General features: G+C 64.2%; 20 protein-coding genes. 8 read left to right on the top strand and 12 right to left on the bottom strand.

Annotation, left to right across the window (positions count from 1 at the left end; all coding sequences use genetic code 11):
• The 4 genes from AAFO60_RS10930 to AAFO60_RS10945 form a co-directional block, all read right to left on the bottom strand.
• Positions 1-753 (bottom strand): HNH endonuclease family protein, encoded by a 753-nt coding sequence (locus tag AAFO60_RS10930; RefSeq protein ID WP_347956226.1) that lies wholly within the window; start codon positions 751-753, stop codon positions 1-3.
• 76 nt (positions 754-829) lie between these two features.
• Entirely contained in the window at positions 830-1,843 is a 1,014-nt protein-coding gene (locus AAFO60_RS10935) for a hypothetical protein (protein WP_347956227.1), read from the bottom strand.
• Positions 1,840-2,433, bottom strand: a complete 594-nt coding sequence (locus AAFO60_RS10940; protein WP_347956228.1) for a hypothetical protein — start codon at positions 2,431-2,433, stop codon at positions 1,840-1,842. The genes AAFO60_RS10935 and AAFO60_RS10940 overlap by 4 nt, the downstream gene beginning before the upstream one ends.
• A complete protein-coding gene (locus tag AAFO60_RS10945; RefSeq protein ID WP_347956229.1) occupies positions 2,430-2,816 on the bottom strand; it encodes a hypothetical protein in 387 nt (128 codons plus the stop codon). The genes AAFO60_RS10940 and AAFO60_RS10945 overlap by 4 nt, the downstream gene beginning before the upstream one ends.
• A 60-nt stretch (positions 2,817-2,876) precedes the next feature.
• Here AAFO60_RS10945 and AAFO60_RS10950 point away from each other — a divergent pair, with 60 nt between their 5' ends.
• Positions 2,877-3,353, top strand: a complete 477-nt coding sequence (locus tag AAFO60_RS10950; RefSeq protein ID WP_347956230.1) for a hypothetical protein — start codon at positions 2,877-2,879, stop codon at positions 3,351-3,353.
• Here the strand turns inward: AAFO60_RS10950 and AAFO60_RS10955 are convergent.
• Positions 3,350-5,068, bottom strand: coding sequence for a hypothetical protein (locus tag AAFO60_RS10955; RefSeq protein WP_347956231.1), 1,719 nt, complete (start codon positions 5,066-5,068; stop codon positions 3,350-3,352). The two genes, AAFO60_RS10950 and AAFO60_RS10955, sit on opposite strands and share 4 nt — an antisense overlap.
• A 123-nt stretch (positions 5,069-5,191) precedes the next feature.
• On the opposite strand from AAFO60_RS10955, the gene AAFO60_RS10960 reads away from it, so the two are divergent.
• On the top strand, positions 5,192-6,496 hold the full coding sequence (locus tag AAFO60_RS10960; RefSeq protein ID WP_347956232.1) for an AAA family ATPase: 1,305 nt from the start codon (positions 5,192-5,194) through the stop codon (positions 6,494-6,496).
• A 52-nt stretch (positions 6,497-6,548) separates the two neighbouring features.
• Entirely contained in the window at positions 6,549-7,250 is a 702-nt protein-coding gene (locus AAFO60_RS10965) for a hypothetical protein (protein ID WP_347956233.1), read from the top strand.
• A 21-nt stretch (positions 7,251-7,271) separates the two neighbouring features.
• Here the strand turns inward: AAFO60_RS10965 and AAFO60_RS10970 are convergent, their stop codons facing one another.
• Genes AAFO60_RS10970 through AAFO60_RS10980 form a run of 3 tightly spaced genes read right to left on the bottom strand, consistent with a single transcriptional unit; the run spans position 7,272 to position 8,958 of the window.
• Positions 7,272-7,610 carry a hypothetical protein gene (locus tag AAFO60_RS10970; protein WP_347956234.1) on the bottom strand — a complete coding sequence of 113 codons (339 nt, stop codon included), beginning with the start codon at positions 7,608-7,610 and terminating at the stop codon, positions 7,272-7,274.
• A complete protein-coding gene (locus AAFO60_RS10975) occupies positions 7,607-8,449 on the bottom strand; it encodes a hypothetical protein (protein ID WP_347956235.1) in 843 nt (280 codons plus the stop codon). The genes AAFO60_RS10970 and AAFO60_RS10975 overlap by 4 nt, the downstream gene beginning before the upstream one ends.
• A complete protein-coding gene (locus AAFO60_RS10980; RefSeq protein WP_347956236.1) occupies positions 8,446-8,958 on the bottom strand; it encodes a WhiB family transcriptional regulator in 513 nt (170 codons plus the stop codon). The genes AAFO60_RS10975 and AAFO60_RS10980 overlap by 4 nt, the downstream gene beginning before the upstream one ends.
• Positions 8,959-9,236: 278 nt before the next feature.
• Here AAFO60_RS10980 and AAFO60_RS10985 point away from each other — a divergent pair, with 278 nt between their 5' ends.
• Positions 9,237-9,917 carry a hypothetical protein gene (locus AAFO60_RS10985; protein WP_347956237.1) on the top strand — a complete coding sequence of 227 codons (681 nt, stop codon included), beginning with the start codon at positions 9,237-9,239 and terminating at the stop codon, positions 9,915-9,917.
• Between the two features lie 57 nt (positions 9,918-9,974).
• Here AAFO60_RS10985 and AAFO60_RS10990 read toward each other — a convergent pair whose 3' ends face one another.
• From AAFO60_RS10990 to AAFO60_RS11000, 3 genes are all read right to left on the bottom strand, one after another.
• The gene (locus AAFO60_RS10990; RefSeq protein ID WP_347956238.1) at positions 9,975-10,628 is read right to left on the bottom strand and encodes a hypothetical protein; all 654 of its coding nucleotides are present in this window, start codon (positions 10,626-10,628) and stop codon (positions 9,975-9,977) included.
• A 216-nt stretch (positions 10,629-10,844) separates the two neighbouring features.
• Positions 10,845-11,636: a 23S ribosomal RNA methyltransferase Erm gene (erm, locus tag AAFO60_RS10995; protein ID WP_347956239.1), complete on the bottom strand. Its 792-nt coding sequence runs from the start codon at positions 11,634-11,636 to the stop codon at positions 10,845-10,847.
• Positions 11,637-11,917: 281 nt separating this feature from the next.
• Positions 11,918-12,718 carry an aminoglycoside 6-adenylyltransferase gene (locus tag AAFO60_RS11000; RefSeq protein WP_347956240.1) on the bottom strand — a complete coding sequence of 267 codons (801 nt, stop codon included), beginning with the start codon at positions 12,716-12,718 and terminating at the stop codon, positions 11,918-11,920.
• 63 nt (positions 12,719-12,781) lie between these two features.
• On the opposite strand from AAFO60_RS11000, the gene AAFO60_RS11005 reads away from it, so the two are divergent.
• The 4 genes from AAFO60_RS11005 to AAFO60_RS11020 all read left to right on the top strand — a co-directional run bounded on the left by AAFO60_RS11005 (position 12,782) and on the right by AAFO60_RS11020 (position 16,739).
• Entirely contained in the window at positions 12,782-13,681 is a 900-nt protein-coding gene (locus tag AAFO60_RS11005; protein ID WP_347956241.1) for a DUF2268 domain-containing protein, read from the top strand.
• A 189-nt stretch (positions 13,682-13,870) separates the two neighbouring features.
• Positions 13,871-14,470 (top strand): recombinase family protein, encoded by a 600-nt coding sequence (locus tag AAFO60_RS11010; RefSeq protein WP_347956242.1) that lies wholly within the window; start codon positions 13,871-13,873, stop codon positions 14,468-14,470.
• Between the two features lie 35 nt (positions 14,471-14,505).
• The gene (locus tag AAFO60_RS11015) at positions 14,506-15,927 is read left to right on the top strand and encodes a Mu transposase C-terminal domain-containing protein (protein ID WP_347956243.1); all 1,422 of its coding nucleotides are present in this window, start codon (positions 14,506-14,508) and stop codon (positions 15,925-15,927) included.
• Entirely contained in the window at positions 15,924-16,739 is an 816-nt protein-coding gene (locus AAFO60_RS11020; protein WP_347956244.1) for an AAA family ATPase, read from the top strand. The genes AAFO60_RS11015 and AAFO60_RS11020 overlap by 4 nt, the downstream gene beginning before the upstream one ends.
• A gap of 45 nt (positions 16,740-16,784) precedes the next feature.
• Here the strand turns inward: AAFO60_RS11020 and AAFO60_RS11025 are convergent, their stop codons facing one another.
• On the bottom strand, positions 16,785-17,006 hold the full coding sequence (locus AAFO60_RS11025) for a hypothetical protein (protein ID WP_347956245.1): 222 nt from the start codon (positions 17,004-17,006) through the stop codon (positions 16,785-16,787).
• Between the last annotated feature and the right edge of the window lie 152 nt (positions 17,007-17,158).

The raw sequence follows: 17,158 nt of genomic DNA on the forward strand, positions 1-17,158 counted from the left end.
TCAGCAGGCGGAGAGTATGCGTTCCATGGCTTGCTTCTCCGGCGGTGTCACCCAAAGGTGATAGGTGTGCTTGACCGTGATCTGAGCCGAGACGTATTGGCATCGGCCAGATTTCAGGGGAGGCAGCCAGGTTGCGGCGTCGCCGTCGCTCTTCTTCTGGTTGGTGGGGCCGTCGACGGCGACGAGGTTGGCGGGGTCGTTGGCGAGGGCGGTGCGCTGTTCGACGGTGAGCTGCTGCGCGCCGGTTTGCCATGCGTTCGACAGCGCAACCCGATGGTCGATCTGCACCATTGACGACGTTTGTTCGCCTCGCTGGAAGTGGATCGTCTTCCCCGTGTACGAGTCGTGGAGGGTGCCGGACTTGATTTTGCACTTCTTCTTGCCGGGCATGTAGACGATGTCGACCAAGTCCCTGGCCAAGATGTCTTCACGAGTCGGGCAGGAATTATGCCCGCCTTCGACGTTGACGTTGTCGGTCCACGCCTTTCCGAACTGGGCGCGACTGTAGCCGGTCTTCGGCGCACGTCCCTTCACCGGCAGCTGGCCGAGCAGGGTCAGGGCGTCGGCGACGTCGGCGCTCGTCGTGACCGCCGCATTACCGGGTTCAGGAACCTGGTCGGTCTGTGTGCTGACCGGCGCCTGGCTGGGGATGTCGATGCTGGTGGCGATGTCGTTCATCGCCTGGCAGCCGGTGGCAGCTCCGATGACGGCGGTAGCGCCGACGGCGATGGCCGCGGTACGCAGTGATCTCATGTAGGTCCTCGATCGGTGGTGTGGCTTCGAATGTGCTTCCACCGTAGGCGGCCGTTCTCCGATGCGCGGCACCCCTTTATCCGGCAGCCCTCGGCTTGGGCGCCAAGGTGTACAAGACCGTCCGAGCCGGGCGCCGATGACGGCGCGGCCGGCGCGAAGACTTCCGCTCGCTGCAGCGACCGACCCCGCTGGTGATGCGACGTTCAGTGATCTCAAACAGTTCCGCTGTCAACGCATCAGCGAGCACCGTCGTCAGTCGCGCCGCAAATAGGGCGTCGTCATCGGTGATCGTCTCGAGCCCATCCCACCGGACTGCGCGGCCACTCATGACCTCCGAGTGGGCAGCCATCAGCCGAGCACGTGCCTGATCCTGCGAGGAGTCGCCGGCGATGGGGAGCTTCCAGTACCCGTTGTTGAGCATGGGCGGGACGAGACCTCCGGCAGTGTTCTTGGCGATCTGTTCGTCGAGGTTGGCGATGCCCAGGGTGTCGATGCCGGTGTGGATCCAGTCCTGGCAGCGGACGAGGTCCTGGCCGCGGTCGCGGCTCCACGTGAGGCCCGCGAGGGTGGGGGCACTATCTCTGTCGACGGTCGCGCTCAGCCCAGGCACCGCAACGTCGGGAGCTGTGTACTGACGCAGTGGAATCGGGTCGGTGAACAGGACGGTGCCCGCGTCGCTGGCGGCTGGCCACTTCACAGGAGGGTGCCGATAGGCGCTGGTTCTGGCGAGAGTGATCGCCGCCAGCCGCACATGCGGGTCGTCGATGACGTACAGCGGCAAGTCCTGCAGTTGCCGCGACATGACGGTCAGCAGCTCGGCGACAGCGGATGCCGTCGCCGACAGCGTCGGATGTTCCTTCGTCGCGGTCACCGACTGTCCGTAGCAAAACTCGATCCACGCCGGGACGGTCACGACCGAGTCGGCATGCTCATGGCCCTGGCTGGTCCACCAGTTGGCTGCGGACTGCTGTTCGGGGAGTTGGCGCATGATCGCGGCCTGATCGGTGCGAAGCCACCGTTGTGTGCGGTCGATCAGATCGGCAGCAGCGTTCACGGTCCCGGTCGCGGTCAGATGTGTTGGGGCGGTCATGGGTGAGTCCTCTGCGTTGTAGCCGCTGGCAACCCGAAGGGGTTTGCGGGGACGTGGGCGATGAGTTGTCGCGTCAATTCCGGCGAGACTTCGACGATGACGGTTGGTGTGCGCCGCACAACCTGGAGCTCTGGGCCGGCGCCGCTGATGGTGCAGTCGGCGCCGTCGACGACTTCGATGCGCCCGCGGGTGCCGCGCTCTACGGCGATCGTCGTCGCTCCCGATCGCGTGATGATGTCGACGCTGACGTCGGTGGCGGTGATAGTGAGGTCGGAGGCGTCGACGATGTCGACGAGGGTCCCTGCAGGTGAGGTGATGTGCATGTCTGCGGTCCCGCCGCCGACGATGAGGTACCGGTAGGTGCCGCCGTCGGCGAGGATTTCGATGTGCCCGTCCGGGTCGGTCCGGACGAGCAGGGTGCGGATCGCGGCCCGGCGGTTGAGGCCGTAGTCGCGGACTGTGACGCGTTGGTGGACGCCGGTGAGAGCCGACACCGATCCTAGTGCGGCTTTGGCTCCGTCGAGATTGGTGGGGTCGACGGAGCAGAGTTGCAGTCGGTTGCGGGGGGTTCCGCGGCGGGTGGTGCTCATGTCTGGTTCACCGTGCAGACGGGGTTGATGCCGGAGTCGGTGGTGCGGAGGTGGCCGTCGATGTGCACTGCGCAGCTGGCGTCGAGGTCGGCGCGATGCCGGACTTCCAGGGTGATTGGGCTCTTGCTGGAGGCCATGTAGGTGTACGACCAGCCGTACAGGACGGTCACCGCGCTTTGCTGCGGGCCGTGATCACTGCTGTAGCGGATGGTGCCGGTGCCGGTGCCGGTCACATCGAGACGGATGGTGACGATGGCCGGTTCGGCGACCGCCCGCGGGCCGGCAGTCGGCTGCGGGGAGGGAGCGGCGGGAGCGCTGCACGCGGCGACGGCGGCGACCGTCAGCAGTGGCAGGGAGCGTCTCAGCCGAGTTCGTGTGTGCACGGTCAACACGGTAGGAGCCCGGTTTCCGGGCGCCGGGAAACTGCTTCGGATACTGGGGTTATGGCGACATTCGATTACGCGACTCCGATCTGGGCCGACGACGATGCGGTGGCTGCAACCAACGTGCAGACCTTGGGGAGGCTGGCAGCAACGATCACCGACATCACCATGTCGTTGCAGTCCTCTGCTGCGGCCGTCCTACCGGCGCGGTCCGCAGACACTCACGACTACAGCTACGCCGATCTGCTGTTCTTGCAGCGGTACGTCTTCACGCACATGGCGTTGATGGATGAGGAACGGCAATCCGATCTGGTGCGAAACAAGATGCCCCTCGACCACGTCCTGGTGCACACCGCGTGGTTCAGGCAGATCGCCGACGTCATGGCGACGATGGCGCACCATGTGGCTGCGGGCCGGTTCGCGTACCCGAAGATCCAATCCAACGGCGTCGAGGCGACCGCACAGGACTGGGTTCACGACCTGAATTTCCAGGCATCGATGGCAGTCCAGATGGCGTCCGACATCGAAGCTGCCTAACCGACCAGGTGCTGCTGGATCTGGGTGAGCAGGTCGGCGCCGAGGACTTCCACGGGGCTTCCGGCGGGGAGATGGTTGGCGAGGGCTTCGATGGCCGTCGGCCTTGGAGTGATGCCGATGATCTTGACGCCGGTGGTTGCCAGTCGGGCGAGTTGGTCGCGAACGGGATCTCCGTAGAGGGCGCCGTCGGAGATGATGATGAGGACTTTCGCGGCGTTCTCGGGGCGCGCCCATCGCTGGTAGTCGACGATCGCCGGCAGCAGGGCGAGGGTGTTTGCGTCGACCGCCGGAATGGTGATCCGGTCCCCTCGTTGTTCTGGGAGAACGTGGGCGTCTGCTCCGAAGACCCACGCACGTGATCGGCCTCGGGTGCCGACGATGCTGTGCTGCAGCGTCCACGCCACCGTCGCGACCGCCTCGAGGTGCCTGCTCATCGACTGGGAGCGGTCGCAGATAATGCCGAGCTCCAGCGGCGCGGTCGGATGTTCGACGGTCCGGCGGCGGCGCCACGGGGTGGCAGTGACCGCCAGGCCGAGTTCCTGTTGGGCTGACGCCCGCATCAGCTCGGTGGTGTTCAGCCGGCCCCGCGGTAGTCGGGAACCGACAACGGTCTCTACTGGTGCTTCGCTGCTGTGGCCGACCAACCACGACTGCAGCGCCCGCACAGAGGACCGGTCGGTGCTGGTGACTGGCCGGTGGGAGCTCGCTTCGTCTGGGAGTGCGCGCACCGTGAACCAGTCGTCGGCACGTCCGGTCACTGTGCTGCTGAAGAATTTCGGGTCGCCGTCGATGTACGCCGTCGGCACCTCCTGGACGTGCTGCTCCGACTTGAGTGCAGCTGGGGCGGTGGCGCCTGCCAACTCAGCTTGCTGGGCATCGTCGGAGGCAGGGGCATTGCCGCCGTCGGGGTCATCGGATCCTGTTGCGCCGCGGTCGTCGTTGTCTGCCTGACTCGACTCCTCTGCGCCGCCGCTGTCGGGGGTGGGGTCGTCGGAGTCGTCGACGTCGGGGCTTTCCCGTCCGGTGACGTGATGAACAGTGGTTCCAGCGCGGCCGGCGGCACCGTAGCGGGACGCGATGTCGAACAGTTGCTGCGCGGCCCGCACCATGGCCGGCAGGTCATCATCGGGGATCTGCAGGGCCGTGGCCGCCAGGACGTCGATCGCGGCGACGTCGTCGGCGTCCAGGATCGTGCGGGCGGCGTCGAGCATTGCCGTGTAGTCGGCAGTTGTGGTGAAGACTCCGGCGGTGATGCGGCCGCCGACGAGGATCAACGTTTCGATCGCGGCGACGGCTTCAGTCGGGGCCGCGGTCCCGACGGCGGGGGCGGCCGCTGCAGCCAGCGGCGACGCCAGCTCCGGACGTCGGCGAAGGATCGCCGCTTCAATGCGGGGCTCCTCCAGAAGTTCGACCCAGTCGACTAGGTGTGGGGGCAGCGGCCGGATCGAGGTGTGTGCGGCGTGCCCGGCCTCGTGAGCGAGGACCCCGTGCAGTCGTTCCACGTCCGTGATGGTCACCGACCGGGATTGCAGGGCTGCCACTGTGTCCGGGGCGCAGATGCGGTCCAGGTTGATCGCGATCTGTGCGGTGGCAGCGTTGAACTGCCCATCGACCGGCAGAGCCGGGTCCAGGGCCACGATGACGTCGCGGCGATCGATCAGCGCAGTGACCGTCCGCGTCAGATCGGCGGTCAGTTCCGCCAGTGCTGGGTTCATGCCCATTATGGTGACGGGTAGTTCCATGCCGTGCGGCAAGCCACACGTCGGTGCCGCGGCGATCAAACCTGAATTGGCATGGTGGCAGCCATGACCACATTGATCACTCCCCGGGGAGCCCCCATGACTACCAACCGACCTCTACGCCCGATCGTCGGCGTCATCACCGCCGACGACAGCCCGCGCCTGCTGTACCGCACTGACGCCGGCGCCTGGATCGTCGCCAACCACGATCCGTTCATGCGCGCATTCGGCGATGCTGCAGTAGCCGCGATCCTGCGCGCCGAGTACGCCAGCGAACGAGACGCCCTCCGCGCCCTCGTCGCTGCCGGCGACTACTTCGACCGGACCTCACCCGACGAGGTAGAGGCTGCCGACCGCGCACTGCGTTCGACGACCGTCAACCTGTACCGGTTGCCCGTCGACGGCGATGAGATCTCCGACGCTTCCCTTCAGGAGCTGCTGTCGGCCGTCGCCGCCACCATTGGTGAGCCGATGCGCGCCGAGCGGGCCGCCGCTGAACTCTCCGCACCGCCGGCGGGTGCCCCGACGGTGGTGTGCGCGGCCCACGGCCACGTTGATCGGCCGCGTTTCGACCCGATCGATCTGCCTGGCGGTGGCCAGTATTGGCCGCGCGCCCTGTTCGACACCAGTGACGTCGCCTTCCTGCGGGAGCTCCGCGCCGGCGGCAGCATGCACGCCCGACTGTCGGGGCCTCCCGGATCGGGTAAGACCACGCTCGTCGACGCCGCATTCGGTGACGACATCATCTGCGTGCAGGGCCACCCCGATCTGACTGTCGCGTCCCTGTACGGCCAGTATCTGCCCGGCGAGCCCGGCTCCGGTGCAGCGTGGCGGTGGGTCGACGGCCCCGCGGTCCGCGCCGCCCGCGAGGGGAAGGTCCTGCTCATCGACGAAGCCAACCGGGCGCCCCGCGACGTCGACGACGCGCTCTTGTCGCTGACCGACAAGCGGCGGCAGATCATCAACGCCGACCGCCCTGATCTGCCGCCAGTCAGGGCAGTCGACGGCTTCATGGTCATCGTGTCGTACAACCACTCCGACATCGGAATCCGTCCCCTGTCGGCGAGCCTGCTGCGCCGCCTGTCCATGCACGTGCGTGTCGACACTGACTATGCTGTCGCCGCGCGTCTTGGCGTCGGCGACGACCTCCTGCAGGTTGCCGAGAACCTGCGGACCTCCGGCCGCCGCTACGGCATCAACCACCACTGCGACCCCGCCTGGTACCCGCAGCTCGCCGACCTCGAGGGCGCCGAAGCCATGCGCCGACACGGCCCCCAGGCCATGTTCGGCCCCCTGACCGCATCCGCAACCGAACCGGCCCGAGTCCGCGACGCAGCGCAGGTCTTCGCCTCAGTGTTCGGTGCCATCGTCACTGAGATCGCTGAACTCGGGTCATCACACTAGCCAACCTCGCCCTTCGTCGAGTTCTGTCCCGGACCGTCACGCGCTGATCATCTTGCCGGTCCTGGACCGCAGTGCCGATTCCTCCCCCATCGACGTCAAGGTCGCCAGGACCTCACACCTGGCAGCGTGGCAGGTGCTCACCACGCTCGCCGAGGAAGACGACTACGTCAACGAGGCCCTGCTGGCGTGGCGGGCCGGCATCGAAGCGAGCACCGACCCCGATGAACGGACTCTGAAACGGCTGACCATCGACACGCGGCTGCTCGATGAGGTCGGCACCGACGACTTCCGCATTCGACTGATCAAGCGCACCACCAGCCACTACGTGCTGACGGCCCGCAAACTCGCAGTGTTCGCGAACTCGGCAGGTGGTCATGCGAATCCGCCAGCTGCGTATGTCACCGCCGACGGTTACCCACTCGGGCAACGGGTGCGGGAGGTGAAGGCCTCATTCCGGCAAGGGCGGCTCCCAGCCCGGATCGACGCGCTCTTCGAGGCGATCCCCGGATTCACGTTCGCGCAAACCTCAAACCGTGCGCCGCGGCGAAGCATCGACGATTGGATCACCCTCGTGGCGACGCACACCACCAAGACCCGCATCAAGACGGTGCACCGATGGGAGAAGACCACCGATCCGGCGACGGGACAGTCCGCGCCGATCGGGGTCTGGCTGCACGATAAGGCCACCAAACGCGGCTATCTCACCGAGGTGCAACGGCAGCAGCTGGAGGCTGTGGCCGTCGTTCCGCGGTAACCGGAGCTACCGCGAACTCATTCATTCCGCGAGGTCGGGAAACTGTGCGATCAGGCCGCTGAGATCGGCGTCGGCTTGGAGGGCGGCGAGCATGGCGGCGGCGGCGTCGACGGCCCGCAGCTCCAGGTGGTGCGGGAAGGTCCAGGCGCGGCCGGTCGGCAAAGTGAGCGGTTCCCGGGCAATCACGATGGCGGTCGCGGTATCGACGAGGTGCGGAGTGCCGGCGAAGTGACCCGGACTGAAGTCATCGGTTTCGTCTTCGCGTGACCAGCTGATGGCTGATCCATCGCGCCCGGCGATGCCGATGGTGATCGGCTGTGGCGCCGACCGACGTCGCCGAACCGTAGATTGTCTGGTCAAGGGATTCTCCAGGCGCCGAGGATGAACGCGCGGTGGTGTGGGTCGGCGGTGCGCCAGCCGTCGCCGATGAGGCCGCCGAGGTCGCCGGTCAGGAGGGCGTTCTCCCCTACTGCCAGCGGTGCGCGGTGGACGCTGGCGCATACGGCGAGGCCCGGTAGGTCGGGGCGGTGGATGCGGTAGAGCCCGTCCAGGGTGTCGCGTGTGCGGGCTCCGAGGCAGTCGTGGCCGAGGGCATCGGTGCCGATGGTGGTGGCGTAGCTGTAGGTGCGGATCGCGGCGCGTTGGGCCCAATTCTCGTCGCGGCCGCAGACCTGACGGTGGAGGGTCAGGAATGTTTCGGTGCTTGCCTGGTGGTCGGCGAGTACTGCGCGCCGCCAGCGGCGTTCGATGGGTCGCACGGTCAGGTCGTTGGCGAGGTCCTCGTCGGTCCGGGTGAAGTTGGGGTCGGTAGCCCGGATCCGCATCCATTGCGCGCGGTTCTCGTTGGCGGTTTTCCGTGCTGCTGTCACTACGGCGGGCCGAAGTTGTGGGCGGCCGCAGTCGGCGATGGAGATGGCGCTGCGGGAGCTGCGGTCAGCGGCTGCCGCCACGTGGTGTCCGACGGCTAGGACGGCGGCAAACAGTTGGTGACCGCTGCGGTCGGTCGGGTGTCGGGCGTGCAGGTCCGCGTAGGCGGCGGCGGTGTCGACGAGGTCGTCGATCTCAGGATGGGGAGGGATGATCGTCGACTCGATGTCAGCGGGGTCGACGTCTGTGGCCAGTTTCGCGGCGAGGTAGTGAGCTCGTTGGTACTCGCGGCGGTTCGGTCCGGTTCGGATGAGGTTGCGGCCGGCGGTCATCGGAGGTCGGTGGCGCAGAGCGCGGTGAGGTCTCGTTCGACGGTCACGACGCTCAGGTTGAGTCTGTTGGCGATCTGTTCTGGGTTGACTCCGCATTCGTAGAGGGTGCCGATGTGTGCGCGGCGACGGTCGATGCGGTTGGTGCGCAGCAGGTAGTGGTCGTCGGGGAGCCCGGCGATACGGCCCAGGTTGGCGATGAGGGTGTTGAAGGCTTCGCCTCGCATGGTGACGGTGCCGGCCTGTCCCGCCCACACCCCGTCGATGGAGCCGTATTCTGCGGCTCGTTTGAGAGCGTCGAGGGCGCACCAGCGAGCGACGGGGCAGCCGACGCACTGAGCTCGCTGCTGTGCGGTTGTGGGTTGGACTCGGCCTCCGACTTCGATCGCCGGGTTGAACTCGAGTGCTGACCGGGTGCAGTGCCCCTCGTCGCGCCAGCCGATCGGCTCAGAGGGAAGGTCGGGGTAGCTGCCCGACCGAGAACTGACCGTGGGCGCATACGCGACAGTCACTGCGGAACCTCCAATTCTTCAACGTTCCTAACGATTATCCGGACGTGTTTCCTTGCGAGAGCTCCGAGCGGAAGTCCGCGGACAGCCTCTCGCACTCCCCCGACAAAACTGCCGATGGGTTTCGCATAATCGCAGTTCAGATCGGGTTCATGGGTTCGCTTCCCGTGCCCAAGTCCCGACGGTCGGCGTGCCGCGGCCACCCGGACCGGTTGGTGATCGTTGGTGTGCGTAGACAGCGCCCCACCACACTCGGTGGCGACACGAGAAGGAGCACAGCCATGGGAGCTGACCTGATGATGACCGCACTGAAGGGACTGCCATCCGATCCGCAGGGAGCCGACACCGACCCCCTCGCGCCGTACCGGCGGGTGGTCGAAGAGGCGACGCCGAAGGACATCGCGTCGGCGCTCGCCTGGAACCTCGCAGGGTTCTACGAGCGTCTCGACGACGCGGAAACTGAGCGGTTCGAGGATGTCCTCGACTATCTCAGCGACGGCGACAATGAAGCGATCACCGAGTTCGCCAGCACTCCCGTTCTCGTCGCCAAGGCCCGCGAGCACCTCATTGAGGCTGCCCAGATGATCTGCAGCCGCTACGTCACGGTCTTCACCATCGGCGGCTTCGAAGTGCTGCTGGCGGGAGGAATGTCGTGGGGCGATGAACCGTTCGAAGGCTTCAACTCGCTCCAGGCACTGAGCGACCTTCTGGACTTCACCGGCCACGGGATCAGCACCCCGACCCCCGTGTGGGTGCTGACCGTCACCGGCGGCGGCGAAGTCGCACGGCCGGAGATGTCCTTGCATTCCTCCGAGCAGCGGGCTCGCGACGCCTTGTACCGACGGATCGCTGGCACAGACCGGGGTCGGGTCCCTGACGACCGGGATCAGGTCATCGAGGAATACTTCCGTGATCACTCATTCGAGAGTTTCACTATTGAAGAGAAACCCGTCGACGCCTGACCCAGGCTGTCGTGCCCGTGGAGTACGCGATAAGTATCTCCGCGGGCACGAACGGCGTCATGCAGCCCCGGATTGAGCTGCCCAGTCCAGAAACTCGCTTGCGGAGAAGATCGGTATGCCGAAACGGATCGCGTCCTTTGCTTTTCCGGACTGGCTGCCGATCTGTGCGGCGATGAGCGCTGAGCAGTGCTTCTTGGTGACGCTGCCGAGTGTGCGCAGCCCACACTGGCGGGCGATGTCTTCCATGTCTTTGCGGCTGTAGCGGCGACCATCAGGAGTTGTGGCACTGCCGGTGAAGCACACGCCTACTCCGTCTGACAGGAAGCGACCGATCGTCAGTGTGGCCTCGTCATGATCGGGCACCAGCGTGGTTTGGAGAAGCACTTCGAGGTTGCGGGCGCGGGCGGACAGTTCCGGCGAGAGTCGTCCTGCTCGGCCGAAGGTCTGCTTGAGGTGATTGCCGATGGTGCGTGCAAGATCTGCGGGCAGGGTATGGACGGGGTGCGCTCCGAAGGCGACACTGCTGACGGCGAGGCTCGCTGCGAGAGCGGCTGCGGCGGTCGGTCGTGAAGCTGGCGGCAGGGCGAAGCGGTTGTCGCGGGTCAGTAGGTAGCCGGCGATGTCGAGGGGTGGGTTGGTGAACCGTTGGGCTGCCGGATCTAGGGGGTGTGCTGAGGCTGTGCGCAGTGCGGCGAAGGCTCGGTCGATCACGGTGTGCTGGTCATAGCTGTGAATATGAGCGCTATATGGCGTGGATTCTTGATCACTCTATGGCGTGCTGGTCTGATGGACCGGGAAGACATTGCTCTTCGTATGGCCAACGGTGCTGTCTTTAGAGTTTCCCTGGAACAGGATCTGGGAGGGATGGCACTTCTTCTGCTGCCGACATCAGACGCAGCGACCGATCGCATCGCGATCAGCTCGCCTTTAGCGCCCCACGGCCTTAAACAGTGTGGCCCACTGCCCCGCGTCCAACTGTTTCGGCAGTGCGTTTGCCGGAACACCGGCCTCACGCAGGACCTCAGCACACCGTCGTTCACGCCGACGCCCCACGACCCGGGACACGATGTCGGCGATGCCTCGGCCCTTGCCGGTGAACACGGCATGGACGAACGACGCGTACCGCGCACGCTCCGACCAGTTGACGAGAGGCTCTTCCCGGCGACGCATCACCAGGACACCGGCGTCGACGGTGGGGCGGGGACGGAAATGTGTGGATGGTATTCGCCCGTGCTGTTCGAAGTCGAACCAGGGCCACCACTGGGCTGTCATCATCGTGGCACCACCGACGCCGGCGCGGCGACGCGCGACCTCCCACTGCACCAGGAAGACCGCGTGAGTCCACCCCGGTGAGTGAAGGACATGCCGCAGGATCGCGGTGGTCAGGTGAAACGGCAGGTTCCCCACCAGGACGTGCGGGCCATCCGGCAGCACAAAATCAAGGGCGTCCTGCTCGTACAGGTGAACCTCCGGACGCAGCCGCTCCTCCAGCCACCGGACGGAGGCCGGGTCGATCTCGACGGCGGTCAACGATCCACCGGTAGCCAGGACACGGTCCTGGAGGGGAAAGGTCAGCGCCCCGTGTCCCGGGCCGATCTCTATGACCGGGACGGACGCACTGACAGGGACAAGGTCAACGACCTTCTTAATCATTGACTTGTTGACGAGGTAGTTCTGGCCGTTCTCGTGACGGCCCTTGTTCGGCCTGTAGGTAGGCATAGAAAAGACACTCCGCAGCAGATATCGTGCTCCGGGCATGCCGAAACGGCCGCCCGGCTGGACAAGCTGAGCGGTGGGTGTCTCTACCTCCGTGGAACGTCCCCCGTTAGCGGACACACCCACCGGCGGCTCCGGAGCTCCGGAGCCGACCGAAGGTGGTGAAAATTGCATTCATTACGCCCATGGCGCGAATCATATCACAGCACGCGGATGCCTGACCTGCTTGTCCTGGTCATCCGAACTTTCATCTCGACTATGTGAGGGGCCCATACAGTGGTTGGTCATGCCCATGATGAAGCACTGAGGATGCGGAGGACCTCGGTCTCGATCCGTTCGAAAGGAAACGGCGCGAGTCCACCTTCACCCGCCACCTGATGGGAAAGACGGCTGAAGAATTCGATCCCTGCAGAGAGGGCATCTCGGTTATCAGCTCCATACGTCACAGTGCAGGTGTCAAGGACATGTTGAACACCGATGTCCATCCACGATCTCATCTGCGTCCCCAGGTATCTCACGTCACGGGAAGATCCGTATCGCAGGATATGATCCCACTCGATCATGCGAAGCAGTTCAACTTTGAAATCAGCGTCACGCATCATCACCGACCAGGGCTCATCACGCATGATTGCTTTGGCGGTCATCAACACTGCAGCACCCGCCCAATTGGCGGATTTGTCGAACACTGCCTGAGTGGGGCCTACCACCGTAGGAGCGCAGAGCGTGAAATCACCAGCTACCTCATCCTTATCCAGCAAGACGGTGAACGGGCGGTCGTACACCCCGCGCTCCTCATCGATACGAATCAGCGTGAAGTCCAACTTGCCACCGACATAGTAGATCAGTCGGGTTGGTTGATCTTCGCCGTTTTCTAGTCGCTCGACCGCAAGGACATCGCCCAGGCTCGACCACCACTCATCCGAGTTTTCCAGTGGCCCTCTTTGCTGGACGTACAGTTCAAGATCACGATCGGACAGCGGATGCTCGGCGTTGGATGCGGCGGAACCGGTCAGGATGACTGCTCGGACGTTGGACTCTCGCTCGGCCCAGGACACGACGTCGGCGAGGACCCCTTGATAGTTCATTATTCTGTTTTACCCGATCATCCCTTGACCTTGACGCTGCGTCAGGGTCTAGCATGAGCCGGCATGAACATCGACATCATCGATACTGCTGCAGCTATGACCCGAGTGTTCGACATGGCCCCAGAGCATCGTCGTGACCTCATTAGGAAGATGTGGTCGCCCATGAATGGCATGTATCACTTCGTTCCCGGCGAGATGGACCTGGCCGTCATCCACAAGCAGAACTTCGGCTTCCCGGAAAATGGCCCCGAAGAAGAGCTTCGTGAATCCCTGGACACCCTGATCCGGGCTAACGCATGGGAACGCATGCACCACGCTCTGGAACGTGGAATCGAAACGCTGAAGACAGCGAACCCAGACCTACACATCCCAGACCTGAAGGTACTGCTGCTGCTTGGCGATCCCACCAACAGGCACTTCATGGAGGAAGTCAAAGGGCTCAGCGCGTTCGGCGGCATCAGTGGCTATATCGTCATATCGGTCTGGCCCACCATTGACGTCCTCAATCGTCTGGAGGCCATCGTTGTCCATGAACTGCACCACAATGTTCGGTACTCGCCCGGCGGAGTCGTGTGGGATCCGGTCACAGTGACAGTGGGCGAACATGTCGTTGCAGAGGGCCTAGCTGATGTTTTTGCTACCGAGCTCTACGGCAGCCACGGTTACACCCACTTCGTCGATGACCAGACCCGCAATGACGACAGTGTTCTGGCCAAGGTCGCCAGTGGCCTACAGGTCACCGGAATGCAGGACTTTGCTGCATGGGTACTCGGCGACAAGACCGCCCAACTATTCGGGGCGGAACCGGTCGGCCTGCCCACTGGTGCTGGATACGCCGCCGGGGTCAGATTGGTGAGTGAGTACCTACATCTCCATGGGGGCACGGCGGCAAGCAACGTCCATACGCCCGTGGAAACAGTTCTGTCTGATGTTCTCCCTCGGCTCGGGCTAGGTGATGAGTAGTAATGCAAAACTGTACTGCCCGTTCTCTCTTGTCTTGAAATACTAAAGGTTTACAGGACACCTACAGTGACCGCACCGAAACGGGCCGCTCCTGCGGGAACCGACTCGAAAAGTGTCTCGATAACCTGTCTCACCGAAATGTGTTTCATCTTCTTCCGATCTATGGGTTAGTGAGGCATGATGGTGGGCATGAGACTGTTGGGCTACACCCGGGTATCCACCGTCGGTCAGGATCCGACACTTCAACACGACGCCTTGGCCACTGCGGGGGTCCAGGACCGTGATGTCTTCAGCGATGTCACCTCCGGGGCGAAGAACGCCACCGAGCGTCCTGGGATGAAGAAGCTCCTCGCCTACGCACAATCCGGGGACACGGTCGTGGTGTGGCGCATCGACCGGTTGGGCCGATCCTTGCTCGATGTACTCAATACGGTGAATCTGCTGCGCGAGCGGGAGGTGAAGATCAAGTCGGTCTCTGACGGCATCGACCCGGAGACGTCCTCGGGTCGATTGATGCTCGGGATGCTGGGCACCCTGGCTGAGTACGAACGAGAACTGATCACCGAACGAGTCAACGCCGGTATCGCCGCAGCGAAAGCTCAGGGCACCCGCTTCGGGCGGCCACCTGTGGATCCCGAGGTGGTTGATCGCAAGCTCGCCATCGTTGCTGAGGAGAGAGCCAAAGGCCGTAGTGCCGAAGACGCCGCGAGCATGGTCGGCTGGTCGCGGGCGACACTGTACCGCCATCTGCAGGACGCCAAACGACGCCAGTCAGCACCGACCGCCTGACACTGACACAATGACCAGCGCGTGAGGTGACGGTGATGGACGAGATGCAACGCTGGGAGATCCTCCGCCTGCACATCGAAGACGGCATCACCCTGACCGACCTGGCACGGTCCACCGGCATCAGCACCCGCACCCTATCCCGGTGGGTGTCCCGCTACCGCTCAGACGGAATCCGCAGCCTACGCAACACCACACGATCCGACGCCGGAGCCCATCGCATATCCGCGGAACTGGTCGCCTACATCGAACACCTCGGGCTCACCAGGCCACGGCCATCGATGGCCGCCCTGCATCGCCTGGTGAGTTCGCGAGCACAGCAACTATCGGTGAAACCACCCAGCTACGCCACCGTGCGCAACATCATCCAAGCCCTCGACCCGGCGATGGTCGCCCTCGCCTTGGAGGGCCCGACGTCCTACCGGGATCGACACGAACTGGTCTACCGGCACCGGGCTGAACGTCCCAACGCCATCTGGCAGGCCGATCACACCCAACTCGACATCCTCATCCAGAACCCGGACGGCACCCCGACTCGCCCCTGGCTCACGATCATCATCGACGATTACTCCCGGGCAGTGTGCGGCTACATGGTCGCCCCCACCGCGCCCTCGGCGATGAACACCGCCCTGACACTACGTCAGGCGATCTGGCGGAAAACAGACCCCACCTGGGCGATGTGCGGTATTCCCGACGTCCTCTATGTCGATCACGGCTCCGACTTCACCAGTGGCCACATCACATACACCACGACAGCGCTGAAGATCCGGATCATCCACTCGGCCATCGCCCGTCCGCAGGGCCGCGGAAAGATCGAGCGGTTCTTTAACACCGTGAACACCGAACTTCTCACCACCCTGCCCGGCCACCTCGCCCCCGGCGTCCGCAACCCACACCCCGTACTGGATCTGACGAGCCTGGATACCGCCGTCGGTGAGTTCATTAGCAGCTACAACCAGCGCACACATTCTTCGATCAACACCAGCCCGAAGGCCGCGTGGATCGGACAGGGGTGGATTCCCAGAATGCCGGAGAACCTGGAAGAACTCGACGGGCTCCTGCTGCGGGTCTCCACCCACCGCCGGGTGCAGCGCGACGGCATCCATTTCCAGGGACAGCGCTACATCAGCCCGACCCTGGCACCTTTTGTCGGCGATGACGTCACCATCCGTTACGACCCGCGGGATCTCTCCGAAATCCGGGTCTACGACCACGACACCCTGCTGTGCGTCGCCGTGGATGAAGACCACCCCAACCAGCGCTACAGCCTGGCAGATATCCAGGCCGCTCGTCGACGCCGACGGCGTCAACTACGTGCCGGAATCAACGAGCGCATCCCCACCCACGAACCACGACCACCAGACCTTGGGCCTGTGACCCCCGATCTGAACACCGAAACGCAACCTCCGCGTGGCCGTGCGTCTCGCCTGCGGACCTATGAAGAGGACCTGTCACCATGAGCCGCGACTTCATCGTCACCAAAGAGCACCGCCGCTTCGTCGAGTTCGCCAACGCGATCCGCAAAGACACCACCATCGGCATCTGCCACGGCGATGCAGGAGTCGGCAAAACACAGTCCGCCAGACGCTACGCCCACTGGGATGTTCTGGGCTCGTTCATTGATGACTGGGGGCCGCGCAGTGAATCGGACCTGGCCATCTATGCGACGGCCCATTGGGCGCGCACCGTGTTTTACACCCCTGAGGTCCAACCCAAGTACCGGGCGCTGATCCGTGACATCGAGTTCTACCGGGGAAAACTCGACGTCTGCATCATGGAGCATCTGATGGCCACCGAACAACGCGACCAGATCCGCATGCGCAGATCCAGTGGGGAGACGCTCACCCAGCTGATCATCATCGACGAGGCAGAACGATTGCCTCCCACCGCCCTGGAGATGCTGCGAGACATCCACGATCGTGACGGTGTAGCGATCATGTTCATCGGCATGCCCGGCATTGACCAGCGCTTCCGGCACTACCCCCAGTTGTTCGGCCGGTTGGGCTTCTCTCATCGCTACCGTGCCCTGGGCAAAGACGAGCTGCTGTTCGTGCTGAACCGGCACTACAAGCGCCTAGGTAGAGAACTGGACCCGGAGGACTTCACAGATGCGCAAGCCATCGCCGCGATCGAGCGACTGACCCGCGGCAACTTCCGCGTAGTGGAGCGATTGTTCCCCCAGATCAAGCGGGTGTTGAAGATCAACGAGTTGGAGACCATCACCGACGATGTCATTGAGGCTGCTGCCAGCACCCTGGTCCTCGGGCACTGACGAGAACGTCCTGCTGTCGTCGTGGCCTCGTACAGAGGATGTCGCTTACACCGCCGCATCCAGCATTGTCATCGCGACGGGCTCGATGTCCGCGTCGGGATACGGGCTGACCACCGAGATGAACGCCCCTCGTCGGCGCTGGCGATCCAGCACCATGTGAGCGCCGAATCCGGAGGCGTAACCGTTGTGCCACACCAGGGGTCGATCGGATTTGTCTTCAACAAACCACCCCGCCGCGACAGATTCAGTGTCATCAGTGAAGCGCACTCGGAAAGCACCCTCGTAGACACAGTCGGGCCTTCCCCCTGGATGTTGGACACGCTGATTCCAGCCTGATGCTGGGGAAGCGAGATGATGTAGTCCATGGCCAGGAAGCACTACGACGAGGAGTTCCGGCGTAACGCGGTCGACTTGTACGA

This window comes from Gordonia aichiensis, assembly GCF_039946255.1.
GTDB classification, from domain to species: domain Bacteria; phylum Actinomycetota; class Actinomycetes; order Mycobacteriales; family Mycobacteriaceae; genus Gordonia; species Gordonia aichiensis_A.